A 15,762-nucleotide genomic window follows, 5' to 3' on the forward strand; every position below is an offset into this window, starting at 1 on the left:
CCAAGTCAGCGGCTCGCCGCTTGACTTGGCTTTTTCTATTATTAGCACTCTTCTGGTTTACCTGCATTCGTCGCTGTCCTGAAAGAAGAACCGCAGCCGCATGAGGCGATGGCGTTTGGATTATCGATGGTAAAACCGCCGCCAAGCATGGATTGCTTAAAGTCTATAATAGTGCCGTTCATGATATCAAGGCTTTCTTTGTCGACGAGAACAGTAATGCCGTGCTCCTCAAACATACTGTCTGCTTCGCTTTTTTCATGCTCAAAGCCCATTCCGTATGAAAGACCGCTGCAGCCGCCGCCTTTAACGCCGACACGCAGAAACGCGTTTTCTTCTTCATGCTCTTTCATCATATCTTTTATATGCAAAGCTGCTGCTTCTGTAATTGTTACAGGGTTGCTCATTAATGTGAACCTCCTTTTAGAAACCGGATGTTGTCTTTTATTATAAACTTGATCGGCTCATTTCTCAAACTAGCTGTTTTATAAAAAATAGACGCCCTCACAAACAGTCTCTGCCGGACCTGTCATCATCACATGGCCGTTCTCTTTCCAATTAATGACCAAATCTCCGCCCGCTAAATGAACCGTAATGTCTTCATTTTGTCTTGATACGCCGTTTAAAACAGATGCGACAGCCGCTGCACAAGCGCCTGTTCCGCAAGCCTGTGTGATGCCTGATCCCCGTTCCCACACGCGGAAGTGCAGTTCATGCTCATTCACAGTTTCCACAAACTCGACATTCACACCTTCCGGAAATCTAGGATCTTTTTCAATCACCGGTCCCAGTGTCGTCAGCGGAGCCTGTTCAATATCGGCAACCGGAAAAACGATATGAGGATTGCCCATGGAAACCGCGGTGCCTTTTAGCTCAGCTTCTTCAAATGTCATTGTTTCATTAATGGTTTGCTCCTCACCGCCGCCAAGCATCGGAAGCTCGGCTTTTGTCAGACGCGGTTCACCCATATCGACAGTGACAACATTCACTTTTCCGTTTTCAGCTTGAACCTCCGCTTTCACAAGCCCGGAGAGGGTTTCAATCAGAAAAGATGTTTCCTCAACCAGCTTATGCTCATACGCGTATTTTGCAACGCAGCGCAGGCCGTTGCCGCAGTTTTTCCCTTCAGACCCGTCATTATTAAAAATTCGCATTTTGACAGGTGCTTGATCTGAAGGACATATGAGGATCATTCCGTCGGAGCCGATCCCTGTATAAACGGAAGACACTTGAACCGCTATTTCAGACAGTTGTTCTTCCGGCAGTTGTTCTTCAAATTGATTCACGTATATATAGCTGTTTCCAAGTCCGTGCATTTTGGTAAATCGAAATGAGTTCATAGATGCCTCCAACTTTTTCTCTTTTTCTTAGTATAAAAGCTATTATAAACGGACACAATACAATTATCCCCCGTTTTTCATACATAAAAGCTCCTTGCAATTACGCAAGGAGCTTTTATCTTTTATATGAACATGCCGGCAATAGCCGCGCTCAGCAGATTGGCTAATGTTCCCGCTAGAACAGCCTTTAACCCGAGGCGTGCGATATCTGAGCGGCGGCTTGGCGCTAAACCGCCAAGCGTACCGAGCATAATCGCAATCGAGGAGAAATTTGCGAATCCGCATAACGCAAAACTGATAATCGTAGCGGTTTTTTTAGAAAACTCGCCGATGTGCGGACCGAAGTTAGAATAAGCGACAAACTCATTCAGCACCAATTTCTGGCCGATAAAGCTTCCGGCATGCAAGGCTTCATGCCATGGCACACCAATCATAAAGGCGATTGGAGAAAACACATAGCCGAGGATAGATTCTAATGTGACATCTTTTAAACCGAACAAGCCAAAAACACCGCCGAGAATACCGTTGACCACGGCGATTAATGCGACGAATGCAAGCAGCATCGCACCAACGTTCAGCGCAATTTGCAGACCTGTTGACGCACCCTTTGCAGCCGCGTCAATCACATTGGCCGCTCCTTCGCCTTCATCCATTTTGAAATCGCCTTTTACTGTTTGCGGCGTTTCCGTTTCAGGAATGATTAATTTTCCGAAAACCAGACCCGCAGGAGCAGCCATGAAGCTAGCCGCGAGCAAGAATTCAATCGGAATACCGAGAAGGGCGTAGCCAAACAAAGTTGAACCCGCAACAGCCGATAGACCGCTCGTCATAATTGTAAACAGTTCAGAGCGCGTCAGCCCTGCAATAAGGGGCCTGATCACTAACGGAGATTCCGACTGCCCTACAAAAATATTAGCAGCAGCCGCAAGAGATTCCGTTTTGCTTGTCCCAAGAAGCTTCGACAATCCGCCGCCGATCACACGGAAAATGAGCTGCATGATTTTCAAATGATATAAAACTGCAATCAGTGCTGAGAAGAAAATGATAACAGGCAGTACACTTAATGCAAACGCCGGGCTGTCGCCGACTTTTAAAAGCGGCCCAAATATGAAACTGATGCCTTCATTGGCATAATCAATCAGAAGCTGTACACGGCTTGAAAACCATAAAAAAACAGCGCGTCCCGCTTCCCATTTCAACACGATGTATCCAAACGCCACCTGTATACATAAACCAACGATGACGGTTCTTATTCTAATATTGCTTTTCTTTTCTGAAAATAAAAACGCGATGGCGATTATCCCAACTGCGCCGAGCAGTCCCCAAAGAACATTCATGAATACACCTACACCTCTTAAAATTTATTTAAAACAAATCTTTTATACGATAACAATAATATTTTTTGATGTCTACACATTTTTTCAGTACTTTTGTACCGCAAAATAAAAAAGGGCCTGAAACAGGCCCTTTTTCTTCAAAACATTGGGTTTTCTTCAATAAATGTATATATATTCTCAACAAGCTCAGCAGGTGTTTCACCCGTAACGACTTCTCCGTTTACTAGAGCGAATAGTGATTCCATACATTTTCCGCAATAGCTTAAACAGCCGTATTCAAGAACATCCAGATTCGGATCTTTCTCTAAAATCGCTCGGGCTTCCTGAGAGCCGTGAGCCAGATTGCTGACACAAAATTCAATCATTGGATTCATGCGGTTTCACCTCACATATGAACATTATCGCGAATTTTTCACTATTCGTCAAAGACAACGAACGCATCAAAATTTATTATCGTAACATATCATTCCCGCAATAACGTTCTACTAATTTGCGTTTTAAAGCTAATTTGTAGGTTATTTTGAAACTAATATTGTGATTTTAGATCAAATTCGATATAATTCTAGATGTTATTTTACAAAGTTCGTATTTTTCATCAATGTGTCTATCATACTCTTCGGGTTAAAGGGGAATTCAAATGAAAAAATTGGTCTTGATCGGCGGAGGTTACGGAAACATGCGTGTTCTTCATCGCTTATTGCCCAACCAGCTGCCTCATGATGTTTCAATCACGTTAATTGACAGAAATCCTTATCACTGCTTAAAAACAGAATATTATGCCCTTGCCGCAGGCACAATTTCTGACCACCATATCAGAGTAACGTTCCCAGAGCACCCTCGCCTGGATGTCGAGTACGGCGATATTTCATCAATTGATATTGCACAAAAACAAGTGCTGTTCCATGACCGCGAACCGATTTCTTACGATGACGCAGTGATCGGGCTCGGCTGCGAGGATAAATATCATAACGTGCCGGGAGCGCCCGAATTCACCTACAGCATTCAAACCATCGATCAGTCCCGCGAAACCTATCAAAAGCTGAACAACTTATGCGCCGAAGCGACTGTTGCCATTGTCGGAGCAGGCCTTAGCGGCGTTGAACTTGCAAGTGAATTAAGAGAAAGCCGTGACGATCTGAACATTATTTTGTTTGACCGCGGAGATCTCATTTTATCAAGCTTTCCCGAGCGTTTGAGCAAATATGTGCAAAAGTGGTTCGAAGAGCACGGTGTCCGCATTATTAACAGGGCAAATATCACAAGAGTAGAAGAAGGCGTTGTGTATAACCACGATGACGCAATTTCCGCAGACGCCATCGTATGGACAGCCGGCATACAGCCGAATAAAGTCGTCAGAGACTTGGATGTGGAAAAGGACGCACAAGGCCGTGTCGTGTTAACCTCTCATCACAATGTCCCGGGTGATGAACATCTGTACGTTGTCGGAGATTGTGCCAGCCTTCCTCACGCACCGAGTGCCCAGCTGGCAGAAGCTCAAGCAGAACAGATTGTCCAAATATTGCAAAAACGCTGGAATGGTGAAGCCCTTCCTGAATCAATGCCTCAGTTTAAGCTGAAAGGCGTTTTAGGTTCACTCGGAAAAAAATCCGGCTTCGGACTTGTTGCTGACCGGCCGCTGATCGGCCGTGTTCCGCGTTTGCTGAAATCCGGCTTGCTGTGGATGTACAAACACCATAACGGATAATAGCAGAACCGCTGATGAAGTCAGCGGTTTTCTGTATAACCGTATCTCTCCATTTCCTCATATACATCCTTCAATTTCGGATTGCCTTCTCCGACAATTTTATTTTCGACGAGGACGAGCGGATAAAAATATTCGTCATTTCTGATTTTTTCCGCAAGCTGTTTTACGTTTTCGACGTCAGGCGGCTCGTAAATGTCGATGTATTGGATTTCAAAAGGCTGATCCGGATATTTTCTTTTCAGCGCAGCCTCAAGCCATTCAAATGTATCTTTAGCCGTCGGCATATTGACACAGCTTGCACAAACGGTTTCTGCCCCATATACGCTGAGCATGACTGTTTTGGTCATTGATAAGTGCCCCCATTTCTCTGCATTACATTCTTTCTATTAAGTATACAGAGACAAAAGACGTTTTTATAGAAAAAAACCGTTTTTGTGTTCAAGTCTGAATGTGCTATAATAATGGGAGCAATTCTGCAAACCAAACAATAGATTTTTATTGTTACACTGAATATAATGGTTTTATGACGACGAAAGGAGCGAATGTCATGACTGAAGTTGAAATGAAAGAACAGGTGCAGGAAGTACTGGACAAACTTCGTCCGTTTTTACTTCGTGACGGCGGTGACTGTGAGCTTGTAGACATTGATGAAGGTATTGTTAAGCTTCGTCTTCTAGGCGCGTGCGGCAGCTGCCCAAGTTCAACAATTACGCTGAAAGCCGGAATTGAACGCGCTCTTCTTGAAGAAGTGCCGGGTGTAATTGAAGTAGAACAAGTCTTTTAATAAAGCAGTCAGGCTGATATTTGATCAGCCTGGCTTTTTTTATGAGAGATATTGGTCAAACCATGAGCTTATATAGGTCAGGCGCTTGATCCGCTGTCCCGGGTGTCCGCTGCGTGACAAATTATGCGTCGCTTTCGGAAAACGGACCAGCACGGTTTCCTTGTCCATTTTTTTCAAGACGATAAAAAGCTGTTCAGCCTGTTCAATCGGGCACCGGTCATCACGTTCGCCATGAAGAATTAAAAGGGGCGTCTCCACGTTTGCCGCATATTTTAAAGGGGAACGGTCCCACAGTTTTTCCGTATCGGTAAACATGTCATGCTCAAGCTGCCAGTCCGTGAAAAAATAGCCGATATCACTAACGCCGTGAAAGCTGAGCCAGTTTGAAATCGAACGCTGAGTGACAGCTGCTTTAAAACGATGTGTCTGCCCCACGATCCAGTTGGTCATAAAGCCTCCGTAGCTTCCGCCTGTGACCCCTATCCGCTCGGCATCTATCTTCGGGTCTCTTTTGATCGCCTCATCCACTGCCTGCATCACGTCCTGATAGTCTTTTCCGCCGTAATCCCCTCTGACTGCGTTCACAAATTCCTGTCCGTAGCCATGACTTCCTCTTGGATTTACATAAACCACTGCATATCCTTTCGCCGCCAGCACCTGTAATTCGTGAAAATATGTATGCCCGTACATCATATGCGGACCGCCGTGTATATTGAGAATAAGCGGATAGTTTTTGCCCTCTGCAGCGTGAGCAGGTTTCATCAGCCAGCCGTTCACCGTCATCCCATCTTCTGTCACATATTGAATGTCTTCAGGTAACGAAATGAGGTGCTCGTCAACAAACTTGTCATTCGCATCAGTCAGCCGTTTTTCTTCCTGTCCAAGCGGAATGCTGTAAAGCTCACTAGGTCTGCCAGGCTTTGTCACACTGGCAATAAAGCTGTGTTCATCAGGATGCATAGAAAAGCTGTTGATATATTCTTTTTCTAACCGAATCGGATATACGAGTCCCTCTATAGAAACATAATAGATTCCCGTGCTGCCTTGTTCTGTGCCGATGACATAAAACCCTTGACTGTCTTTTGTCCAAACCGGGCGCTGTTCAGCTCCTCCTATCAGCGAATCTCCAATCAACGCATCCGCTAAGTGAACGTCCAGCATATCAGTGAGACACGTAAGGCGGTCTAGCTCTATATCATAAAGCCACGCTTTTTCTAGCGTTGCATTCCGATATTCCTGTTCATGCCCAAGCAAAGCAAGGTACCTTCCGTCCGGTGAAAAAGAGCTGGGTCCGAATGAGCCGCGATGAGAGGTAATCAGCTTGAGATCTTCTGTCTCCAGCGACACCATGCAGACATCGTGCGGCTTGCTGGCATCATCCGTTTCAGTCAAATTAGCCGAAAAAACGAGAGATTTGCCGTCAGGAGAAAAAGCCGGATCGAAGTGGTCAGCTTTTTCATTAGTCAGCTGTTTTACCTCACCAGACTTCACGCTGACAAGCACAAGCTGAGCATACGCGCCTCTCGTCAGCCCTTTTCCATCCCGTTTATAGGCTAAACCATGCACTTCAACCGGTTCAAAGCTGTCGGGTTCCGTTTTCTCTTGATCATAAACACTTTCTTCATCTCCCAGGCTGACCGTGACAAGCACTGACTCTCCATCCGGAGACCATACCGGCTGAGACACACCATATGGAATATCAGTCAGTTTTTTTGCTTCCCCGCCTTCAGCGCTCATTATATAAAGCTGAGACACATCGCCATCACGGTCAGAAACAAACGCAATCTGGCGTCCGTCAGGAGACCATCTAGGATCAGTACTCCGCTTTTCTCCATGTGTCCAAGGAATGGACGTGCCGCTTCCTGCATCATATACCCATATATTTGAAGTATATGAATCTTTCTCTTTGTTTGCTTGTGACTTCACATAAGCCGCACGCTTGCCGTCCGGGGCGTATTGAGGGTCCGTCACCGAGACAATGGCTGTCATATCTTCGGCGGTCATCAGCTTTTTCATATCAATCTCCTCCTTTTTACATGTATTTCGTTTTTCTAAATAAAAATCCCTTTATATCATGAAGAAAAAAAGCGTCCTCTGCTGACGCTGAGGAACGCTTGGAATGAACTATACACTTTTCACTTGATAGAAAGGATTTCGCTCTATTATACTTCCCTCTTTCGGAACGGTCAAAGCGTCGACTTCACAATGCGGGAAATGAAGTGCGAGCTGCTCTTTCAGCGCTTCTCCTTTTCCTTTTTCGGTCATGACAAGAATCGTCGGGCCCGCTCCGCTGAGGGCAGTTCCATAAGCGCCTTTCATCTCGGCAACATGCTCCACTTTAGACAATTCCGGGACAAGCATCGCCCGATACGGCTGATGGAACATATCCTTTTTCATGATTTTTCCGACAAGCTGCCAATCCTTTGACATGATCGCCGCGATGAGAATGTTGCTGACGGCGCTGGCTTTTACAGCGTCCGCATATGGAAACTCTGCCGGGAGCACGTCCCGCGCGTCTCTTGTCAGCACCTCGTAAAAAGGAATGACAACCACAACATCAATGTCGGCATCCGGCACGCGGATCATTTGCGTCTCGTCGTCTTCATGCAGTCCGATCACAAGCCCGCCGACGAGAGAAGCGCCTGCATTGTCCGGATGTCCTTCTTCAAGGCTGGCTAAATGCAGCTTGTCTGCTTCGGAGAGCTGTAAACCGCATAATTCATCTGCCAGTTCTATAGCCGCCACTATGGCCGCAGCACTGCTGCCAAGACCGCGTGCAAGCGGGATGTCACTCCACACTTTCACATGTGCAGGAGGCATTGCTTTTCCGTACATATCCGCCGTCCGTTTCGCCACTTGGTAGATCATATTATCTGTACCCGCCGGAATTCCGGCGACTGTTTCTGTTTCAGCTTCAAAAGACCATTGATCGCTTTCAAAGACGGTCAGCTTCAAATATCTGCTGAGCGCCATTCCGACTGAATCAAAGCCGGGGCCTAGGTTAGCCGTGCTTCCTGGAACAGTGACAGAGAACAGCATGTCGGCATCGTTCATACACGGGCCGCTCCTTTTACATATTCGAGGATGCTGTCTTCATCAGTCGGCAGGGTGACCGGCTTCATTTCAGAAATGTCGACCGCTGTGTTCGGGTCTTTCAGCCCGTTCCCTGTTAACACAGCCACAACCTTGCTGCCTTTCGGAATTTCTCCGGATTTTACTTGTTTCAGCACACCTGCAATAGATGCGCAGGAGCCCGGTTCTGCAAACACGCCTTCTTCACGGGCGATCAGCTGATACGCATGAAGAATTTCATCATCAGTGACTTCGTCAATTTTCCCATTGGACTCCTCAGCCGCTTTTACAGCTTTATCCCAGCTTGCCGGGTTTCCGATACGAATCGCTGTTGCCACTGTTTCCGGGTTTTCAATAACTTCGTTGCGGACGATCGCAGCTGCTCCTTCCGCTTCAAAACCGCGCATTTTCGGAAGGCCAGTGCCGTTTTTCTCATGATATTCTTTGAAGCCCTTCCAGTACGCTGTGATGTTTCCCGCGTTTCCGACCGGGATCGCCAAAACGTCCGGTGCTTCGCCCAGCTGTTCGCATACTTCAAAGGCAGCTGTTTTTTGGCCTTCGATGCGGTAAGGGTTGACCGAGTTGACAAGCGCGATCGGTGATTTTTCACAAATTGAACGGACAATTTTAAGGGCATCGTCAAAGTTGCCGTCGATTGCAATGATTTCAGCTCCGTACATGACTGCCTGAGCGAGCTTGCCAAACGCAATTTTCCCATTCGGGATGATGACAATACATTTCATATCGGCGCGGGCTGCATAAGCAGCCGCAGCCGCTGATGTATTTCCGGTTGACGCGCACATAATCGTGTCGTTGCCTTCTTCTTTCGCCTTTGCCACCGCCATGACCATCCCGCGGTCTTTAAAAGATCCAGTAGGGTTTACGCCTTCTGTTTTGACATGGAGCTCAATCCCGAGCTGTTCAGACAGCTTCGGCAAATGAATGAGCGGCGTATTGCCTTCATGTAACGTAAGCGCCGGTGTTTGATCCGTTACAGGTAAAAATTCTTTATATTGATGGATAAGTCCTTTCCACATTAGCTCCAACCGTTCCCTTCTACACGATATGTGCTTTTGACTTCTTGAACGACTTCCAAATCATTTAAGTTTTGCAGGATATCACTGAAATCAGCTTCTGATGTGTGGTGTGTGACGATGACGATTTCCGCTAACTCATCATGCCCCTTAATCGGCAGCTGAAGAATTTTCTCAAAGCTGACGCCCCGTTCTGAGAACACAGACGTGATTTTCGAGAATGAGCCTACCTCATCCTTCACGTGAATTCTCAAAAATTGCTGTGCATAAATATCGGACGGCGACTTCATGTTTTTCTCGTATTGCGGCGCAACAAAGCTGTTGCCGGTTACGCCGAGACGCATGTTTTTCATGACAGCGACCAGGTCAGACACAACTGATGTGGCTGTCGGCATGCTTCCCGCTCCCGGGCCATAGAACATCGTCTCTCCGACAGCTTCGCCATACACGTAGACGGCGTTATATTCATTATGCACGGCAGAAAGCGGATGGTGATCTGGAAGCAGCGTCGGCTGAACGCTGACTTCAATTTTGCTGCCGTCACGCTGGGCAATCCCGATCAGCTTCATTGTGTAGCCGAGGCGTTTGCTGAAGCTGATATCCTCGTCTGTAATCTGGGAGATCCCCTTCACTTTGACATCTTCCAGATCGACGTTCATTGAGAAGCCGAGACGCGCCAATATTGCCATTTTCCGTGCGGCGTCGAGCCCTTCCACATCTGAAGTCGGGTCAGCTTCAGCAAACCCCAGATCCTGCGCTTCCTTAAGCACTTCCTCGTAAGGGCTTTTCTCTTTAATCATTTTGGTTAAGATAAAGTTCGTTGTTCCGTTTACGATTCCCATCATTTTAGTAATCCTGTCTGATGAGAGGCCTTCCTCTAATGTGCGAAGAATTGGAATCCCGCCGGCAACGCTGGCTTCGAAGTAAATATCACAGCCATTTTCCTTTGCTTCAGCCAGCAGTTCAGAACCGTACACAGCCATTAAATCTTTGTTTGCCGTGACAACGTGTTTTTTCGATCTCAAAGCGTCAAGCAAATATTGCTTTGTCTGCTCAACACCGCCGATTACCTCGATGATGACATCAACATCTGGATCGTCGATCACATCATATACTTCTGTCGTGAGCACTTCCTTCGGCAAATCTACTTCTCTTTTTTTCTCTACATCTTTCACAAGCACTTTTTTTATTGTAATTGGACAGCCAACCTGATGCATCAGCTTATCCTGATGGTCTTGAATAATTTTAACGACACCGCTTCCGACGGTACCTAAGCCTAAAAGCCCTACACGAATTGCTTTCAAAAAAACTCCACCCTTCTTCGAATTGTCCTTTCAAGAGAGACAATTGTTAACTCAACACAGACATATAAGTTACAAATATTATATAAGCCCACTCCTGTTTTGACAAGACAACAATCTGCTGAATTTTGCGAATGCAAACGCTTAACCAATTGATATGACAAGATTCTTTATTTTCTAATTATTTTTGTCAGATTTTCTCCTTCCTTACAAGCCGCCCTTTCCGAGCCAGCTGACAGGGGGAACAAAAATGTTCTGCGCTCTCATGTTCATAAACTCCTGGGCGGCATTCAGAAATTGTTCATAGCCCGAATCGCTGAGAATGTAGTCGAGCTGCTCTTCATAATAGTGCTTTTCTGATTCTGAAGAAATATAGTAGCCTTCCACGATTTCATAATAATGAAGCGGAAAAAGGAGACGGCTGTACAAAAGACGTTTCGAAAATGAAGACAGCGGTGTGATTTGCTCGTATTCCTGCAAAAAGCGAAAGCCCTGCCGGTTAAAATCATCACGATGATGCAAAAATGTGTGTCTCATATATTCGGCTAAATCGCGTGCAGCGTGGTCAAATACCCAGTCAGCCGGAATCCTGATTAGGGATTCAGAAGACCACGTATTTCTTTCCATCCTCTGATGGCATATTGTTCCTGAATCAGCCGCTTGCGGTTTGTCATCGAGCTCAGTATCGACTAAATATTGAATCGCGTTTTCTGACAGTCCTAAATAATATGGAAACGATTCAATCATTTTTTTATCAAAGGGCTCGTGCGGAGGGGTATGAACCTTTCGCTGCCAAAACGCTTCAAGCTGATCAATTCGTTTTCCCCACAGGTCTTTCCACTGCCCGATTCTTCCGGCCTCCTTGACTTCGTACGGGTATCCTCTGCCCTTTCGATGAAACTCCGCCAGTTCTGTCCCTATGGAAAATGCCCGGTTTGAAAAAGGAGGAGCCGCCTTCAGCAGGGCGTACGTTTTTCCTTCATGTTCAAAGGTCAGCTCGCCTTCTTTTGTAAAGATAAAAACGGAAACGTATGGGTCACTTTGTTCTTGTAAATACTGACTCATGTAATAAAGCTCCGCCAGCTCCTCATCTGAAAAATGGGAAACGGGAACAATCAAAAAGAAGGAATTCGGTGTTTGAAAGCATTGATACGTATGCTGATACATTGAAAGCTGCCTGATATGAATGCCGTATTTTTCTTTTATTGTGCCTTTCACAATGATCACCTGCCTGTTGAATTAGGGCTCATCACATCGTAGTCATACACAGGCGGAATTATGAATACATATTTTAATCCGGCGAAGGAGCAAGAAAAAGTCGTAAACATCTCGTACGTTTTGTATAAACTAGTAAAAAAAGATTGGGTGAAGTTGATGTCAGATAAAGAACAAATCAGTCAGATGGAAGCCAAAGCAAGAGAACGGATGAAGGAGCGCGGCGTTGAGGTATCCGATATTGCCGAGCTTGTCTTTTTTCTGCAGAAAAAATATCATCCGGATTTAACCATGGATGAATGCACGTTGAATGTGAATCGGGTCCTCGCAAAGCGTGAGGTGCAAAACGCGATTTTAACGGGCATTGAATTGGACGTTCTTGCTGAGCAGAAAAAACTGTCTGAACCGCTGCAAACGATGCTGGAGATAGATGAAAGCCTATATGGAGTAGATGAAGTTCTGGCATTTTCCATCGTGAATATTTACGGGTCCATCGGGTTTACGAACTATGGCTACATCGACAAAGAAAAACCCGGTATCCTCGGCCGTTTAAATGATAAATCAACCGGCGAATGCCATACATTTCTTGATGACATTGTCGGCGCAATTTCCGCTGCGGCCTCCAGCAGGCTCGCACACCGCGCGCGGCATACAGAATAAAGGGCACCCTTTTTGGGCGCCCTTTATTCTGTATGCTGAATCCACTCAGTCAGTGAATCAATAGCGTGAGTCGGTTTTTCCATATCGTCTGTCATATGCTCTCTTTTCGTTACGCCTGTGTGGACAAGCAGCGTATCCATCCCTGCATTAATGCCTGCCATAATATCAGTCGCGTAGTTGTCGCCGACCATAAGTGTCTCGGATACGTCAGTGCCGAGAACACGCATCGCCTGCTCCATGATGATGGATTCCGGCTTGCCGATAAATACCGGCTGCACGCCTGTGGATACGGTTAACACAGAGGTCAGTGAACCGTTGCCCGGCAGGAGGCCTCTTTCAGTCGGTATGGCAATGTCACCGTTGGTGGAAATAAAGCGGGCGCCATTTCTGATTGCGAGGCAGCCGACGGCAAGTTTTTCGTATGTAATCCCGCGGTCAATTCCGACAACAACAAAGTCCGCATCTTCCTCTGCAAAGGTCAGGCCGTTTTCTTCAATCGCCTGGCGAATTCCTTCTTCCCCGATCACATACACAGACGCGTCTTTTTTCTGCTGTGCGATATGCTGGGCAGTCGCCATGCTTGTCGTAAAGACCTGCTCCTCTGTTGCCGGAATGTCAAAAGAGACCAGCTTGTCCGCCACCTGCTTCGGTGTGCGGGAAGAGTTGTTTGTCACAAAAAGATAAGGAATGCCGCGGTCTTTCAGCGTTCTGACAAATTCACACGCTTCCTCGATTTTTTCTGTGCCGTTGTACATCGTTCCGTCTAAATCAATTAGATATCCTTTATATGTTTTCATTTTTAAACACTCCTGTGGCTTTCCTGTCGTTATTTAAACGCGGAAACAGGGCCCAGCTCTGTTTCCAAGTAGCTTCTGATTCGTTTCGGAAAGACTTGAAGGACCGCTAGATGCGCGGTGATCAGCTTGTAAAGCTCTGCACTGTCAGCGAGCTGGTATTGCTGAACCAATGTTTTTCGGTACGCAATCAATTGCTTCAGCTCCGCTCCCTCTTCTTCCGTTACGACTTTTTCATCAACCAGTATGTCCATGATATCATCATAGCTGCCCGGGTCCCGCATAATAAAACCGTCAATCATGTCATTTCCTGTATCGAGAATGCATTCGATTAACAGGTGGCCGATGCGTTCAAGCGCGAGCCCCTCGATTTCGGAATTCCAGTCTGTTTGCGAATGAAACAGCGCCAGCTGACGCTCGAAGAACCCGAGTGTATGCTCTATCTTGTTTCTGTCAACAAAATACATGACAGCATCCCCTTTGTGTAATGGTTATTTTCTGATCCGTTTTAAGACAAAATACGCACAGCCGAAATTACAGTATTCGTAAATGTATTCGTCCAATGTGCTGATTTTCGTTTCAAAGGTCGCCTTTTGATTCTGGTCGTCAAAGAAGCCCTTGAGCCTGAGCTGGCCGTATCCCCAGTCTCCCACAATGTAATCGTATTTATTTAAAATATCGGAATAACGGGCTTTAAAAGCCTCTTCGTTGAAGCCGTCTTTGAAATTGTGCACCAGCTCAAATTCGGCATTTTGAATAAGAATCATGATCTCACCTCTTTTTCACTCATTCCTATCATAATTCATTGCCCCGTCCCCATCAATTGCTAAAGAATAATTCGTGTGATTTGGCTACCCTACACATGAGGAGGGATTACAAATGAAACGAACGGCTGTCAGCCTCTGCCTGATGACCGGGCTTTTATCCGGATGCGGAGGCGCAGGATTCAATAACGCTGAACAGAATGCCCAGCATCAAAATGAAACCAGGCCCATTCATGTATCTGACCGCAATGAAGCTTTTAACAGGCATGATGAGAATGAACAGTTTGGTTATGTCCGCTATCAAAAAGAACAATTGGACGGCGAACAGCAGGAGACACCGGCGCCAGACCGTGAAGAAACCGCTCACATCATATCAAGCTTAACGGTTCAGCTCCCTCATATTCAAGATGCCGCAGCGCTTGTCACTGACCAAGAAGCGCTTGTCGTGTACAAAACCGATTCGAAAAACCGTGAGCTGACAGCTGATCAAGTGAAAAAAACGGCGGTTTCGGTGATTCCGCGTTACTATCATGTGTACATTTCCGACAATCCGAATCACATGCAGGCCATCAAAAATTACAGCAATCTCGGTTCCGGTTCAAGAGATGTCAGAGACATCATATCGGGGACAATACAAGAAATGAAAACCTCCCCGCAAGGAAGCCCTGTCTCGGAAAACGAAAATGCCAATGGAGAAACACGCCAGGACAAGGAAACGAATAGGAATGACAAAAACGCCAGATGATCTGGCGTTTTGGCATTATGCTTGCGCTTGGCGTTTTTTAGATGCTTCGTTAACCTGTTCATCCGCATGGTAGGAGGAACGGACAAGCGGACCGGCTTCACAGTGGCTGAAGCCTTTTTGCATCGCGATTTCCTTCAATTCTGCAAATTCATCAGGGTGATAATATTTTTGGACTTTTAAGTGCTTCTTCGACGGCTGCAGGTATTGGCCGATTGCCATAATATCAACATTGTTTGCCAAGAGGTCGTCCATCACTTCGATAATTTCTTCTTTCGTTTCACCGAGTCCGATCATGATGCTTGATTTTGTCGGGATGTCAGGCTGCATTTCTTTCGCGCGGCGCAAAAATTCCAATGAACGGTCGTATGTCGCGCGCGCGCGGACTCTTGGCGTCAGGCGGCGAACCGTTTCGATATTGTGATTCAGGATGTCAGGGCGCGTATCCATTAACGTTTTTAAGTTATCATAGTTTCCGCCCATATCTGACGGAAGCACCTCAATTGTTGTGAACGGGCTTTTTCTGCGGATTGCACGGACAGTTTCCGCGAAAATACCCGCACCTCCGTCTTTTTGGTCATCACGCGCAACAGCTGTGATAACCGCGTGTTTCAGATTCATCAGAGCGACGGAATCTGCTACGCGTTCCGGCTCTTGCAGGTCAAGCTCAGTCGGAAGGCCCGTTTTGACGGCGCAGAAACGGCACGCTCTCGTACAAACAGATCCTAAGATCATAAATGTCGCTGTACGTCTCACTGCCCAGCATTCATGAATATTCGGACATTTTGCTTCTTCACATACGGTGTGCAGATTGTTTTCCCGCATGAGTTTTTTGAGTCCTGTATAATTTTCATTTGTATTTAATTTGATTTTGAGCCATTCGGGCTTTCTGAGGTGTTCGTCTTTCTTTGCCAATTCCCATCATCTCCAATATCCAATATACTCAATTTCTGACACGAAACATTCTGAAAACGAGATAGGTGCAGTTTTTTCATTTCTGCAACAAAAATAATGTTT

General features: G+C 46.1%; 18 protein-coding genes. 4 read left to right on the forward strand and 14 right to left on the reverse strand.

Translation table 11 applies throughout. The features are described from left to right. Window positions 1-41 precede the first annotated feature (41 nt). From LNN34_RS16410 to LNN34_RS16425, 4 genes are all read right to left on the reverse strand, one after another. Window positions 42-404, reverse strand: a complete 363-nt coding sequence (locus tag LNN34_RS16410) for a HesB/IscA family protein (protein ID WP_010331733.1) — start codon at window positions 402-404, stop codon at window positions 42-44. A 78-nt stretch (window positions 405-482) separates the two neighbouring features. Beyond that, window positions 483-1,337, reverse strand: coding sequence for a diaminopimelate epimerase (dapF, locus tag LNN34_RS16415; RefSeq protein ID WP_099043580.1), 855 nt, complete (start codon window positions 1,335-1,337; stop codon window positions 483-485). A 122-nt stretch (window positions 1,338-1,459) separates the two neighbouring features. Further along, window positions 1,460-2,674, reverse strand: a complete 1,215-nt coding sequence (locus tag LNN34_RS16420) for a NupC/NupG family nucleoside CNT transporter (protein WP_044158986.1) — start codon at window positions 2,672-2,674, stop codon at window positions 1,460-1,462. A gap of 137 nt (window positions 2,675-2,811) precedes the next feature. After that, complete coding sequence (locus LNN34_RS16425) at window positions 2,812-3,048, reverse strand: YuzB family protein (RefSeq protein WP_010331736.1); 237 nt, start codon at window positions 3,046-3,048, stop codon at window positions 2,812-2,814. A 263-nt stretch (window positions 3,049-3,311) separates the two neighbouring features. Here LNN34_RS16425 and LNN34_RS16430 point away from each other — a divergent pair, with 263 nt between their 5' ends. Then, window positions 3,312-4,379, forward strand: coding sequence for an NAD(P)/FAD-dependent oxidoreductase (locus LNN34_RS16430; RefSeq protein ID WP_229043827.1), 1,068 nt, complete (start codon window positions 3,312-3,314; stop codon window positions 4,377-4,379). Between the two features lie 20 nt (window positions 4,380-4,399). Here the strand turns inward: LNN34_RS16430 and LNN34_RS16435 are convergent, their stop codons facing one another. After that, window positions 4,400-4,726, reverse strand: coding sequence for a YuzD family protein (locus LNN34_RS16435; RefSeq protein WP_044158988.1), 327 nt, complete (start codon window positions 4,724-4,726; stop codon window positions 4,400-4,402). A gap of 101 nt (window positions 4,727-4,827) precedes the next feature. Here LNN34_RS16435 and LNN34_RS16440 point away from each other — a divergent pair, with 101 nt between their 5' ends. Then, window positions 4,828-5,163, forward strand: coding sequence for a NifU family protein (locus LNN34_RS16440; protein ID WP_175422398.1), 336 nt, complete (start codon window positions 4,828-4,830; stop codon window positions 5,161-5,163). A gap of 39 nt (window positions 5,164-5,202) precedes the next feature. On the opposite strand, the gene LNN34_RS16445 is transcribed toward LNN34_RS16440, so the two are convergent. The 5 genes from LNN34_RS16445 to yutH form a co-directional block, all read right to left on the reverse strand. After that, window positions 5,203-7,179 (reverse strand): S9 family peptidase, encoded by a 1,977-nt coding sequence (locus LNN34_RS16445; protein ID WP_229043828.1) that lies wholly within the window; start codon window positions 7,177-7,179, stop codon window positions 5,203-5,205. Between the two features lie 108 nt (window positions 7,180-7,287). Continuing rightward, window positions 7,288-8,217 carry a homoserine kinase gene (thrB, locus tag LNN34_RS16450; protein ID WP_106295613.1) on the reverse strand — a complete coding sequence of 310 codons (930 nt, stop codon included), beginning with the start codon at window positions 8,215-8,217 and terminating at the stop codon, window positions 7,288-7,290. Beyond that, window positions 8,214-9,272: a threonine synthase gene (gene thrC, locus LNN34_RS16455; protein ID WP_044160320.1), complete on the reverse strand. Its 1,059-nt coding sequence runs from the start codon at window positions 9,270-9,272 to the stop codon at window positions 8,214-8,216. The genes thrB and thrC overlap by 4 nt, the downstream gene beginning before the upstream one ends. Next, a complete protein-coding gene (locus LNN34_RS16460) occupies window positions 9,272-10,573 on the reverse strand; it encodes a homoserine dehydrogenase (protein WP_044158994.1) in 1,302 nt (433 codons plus the stop codon). Before LNN34_RS16460 ends, thrC begins: the two co-directional genes overlap by 1 nt. Window positions 10,574-10,777: 204 nt before the next feature. Next, the gene (gene yutH, locus LNN34_RS16465; protein WP_059292705.1) at window positions 10,778-11,791 is read right to left on the reverse strand and encodes a spore coat putative kinase YutH; all 1,014 of its coding nucleotides are present in this window, start codon (window positions 11,789-11,791) and stop codon (window positions 10,778-10,780) included. Between the two features lie 153 nt (window positions 11,792-11,944). On the opposite strand from yutH, the gene LNN34_RS16470 reads away from it, so the two are divergent. Then, on the forward strand, window positions 11,945-12,445 hold the full coding sequence (locus LNN34_RS16470; protein ID WP_024122730.1) for a phosphatidylglycerophosphatase A: 501 nt from the start codon (window positions 11,945-11,947) through the stop codon (window positions 12,443-12,445). 23 nt (window positions 12,446-12,468) lie between these two features. Here the strand turns inward: LNN34_RS16470 and nucF are convergent, their stop codons facing one another. Genes nucF through LNN34_RS16485 form a run of 3 tightly spaced genes read right to left on the reverse strand, consistent with a single transcriptional unit; the run spans window position 12,469 to window position 14,006 of the window. Beyond that, window positions 12,469-13,242, reverse strand: coding sequence for a 5' nucleotidase NucF (gene nucF / locus LNN34_RS16475; RefSeq protein ID WP_229043829.1), 774 nt, complete (start codon window positions 13,240-13,242; stop codon window positions 12,469-12,471). Window positions 13,243-13,271: 29 nt separating this feature from the next. Continuing rightward, window positions 13,272-13,706: a DUF86 domain-containing protein gene (locus LNN34_RS16480; protein ID WP_044158997.1), complete on the reverse strand. Its 435-nt coding sequence runs from the start codon at window positions 13,704-13,706 to the stop codon at window positions 13,272-13,274. Window positions 13,707-13,730: 24 nt separating this feature from the next. Then, window positions 13,731-14,006 (reverse strand): YutD family protein, encoded by a 276-nt coding sequence (locus LNN34_RS16485; protein ID WP_003228682.1) that lies wholly within the window; start codon window positions 14,004-14,006, stop codon window positions 13,731-13,733. A gap of 112 nt (window positions 14,007-14,118) precedes the next feature. Between LNN34_RS16485 and LNN34_RS16490 the strand changes: the two genes are divergently transcribed. Beyond that, window positions 14,119-14,748 (forward strand): YhcN/YlaJ family sporulation lipoprotein, encoded by a 630-nt coding sequence (locus tag LNN34_RS16490; protein ID WP_229043831.1) that lies wholly within the window; start codon window positions 14,119-14,121, stop codon window positions 14,746-14,748. Between the two features lie 15 nt (window positions 14,749-14,763). Here LNN34_RS16490 and lipA read toward each other — a convergent pair whose 3' ends face one another. Further along, complete coding sequence (gene lipA, locus LNN34_RS16495; RefSeq protein WP_010331747.1) at window positions 14,764-15,660, reverse strand: lipoyl synthase; 897 nt, start codon at window positions 15,658-15,660, stop codon at window positions 14,764-14,766. Between the last annotated feature and the right edge of the window lie 102 nt (window positions 15,661-15,762).

The organism is Bacillus sp. AF23 (assembly GCF_020861455.1).
In the GTDB taxonomy this organism is placed as follows: Bacteria; Bacillota; Bacilli; order Bacillales; family Bacillaceae; genus Bacillus; species Bacillus halotolerans.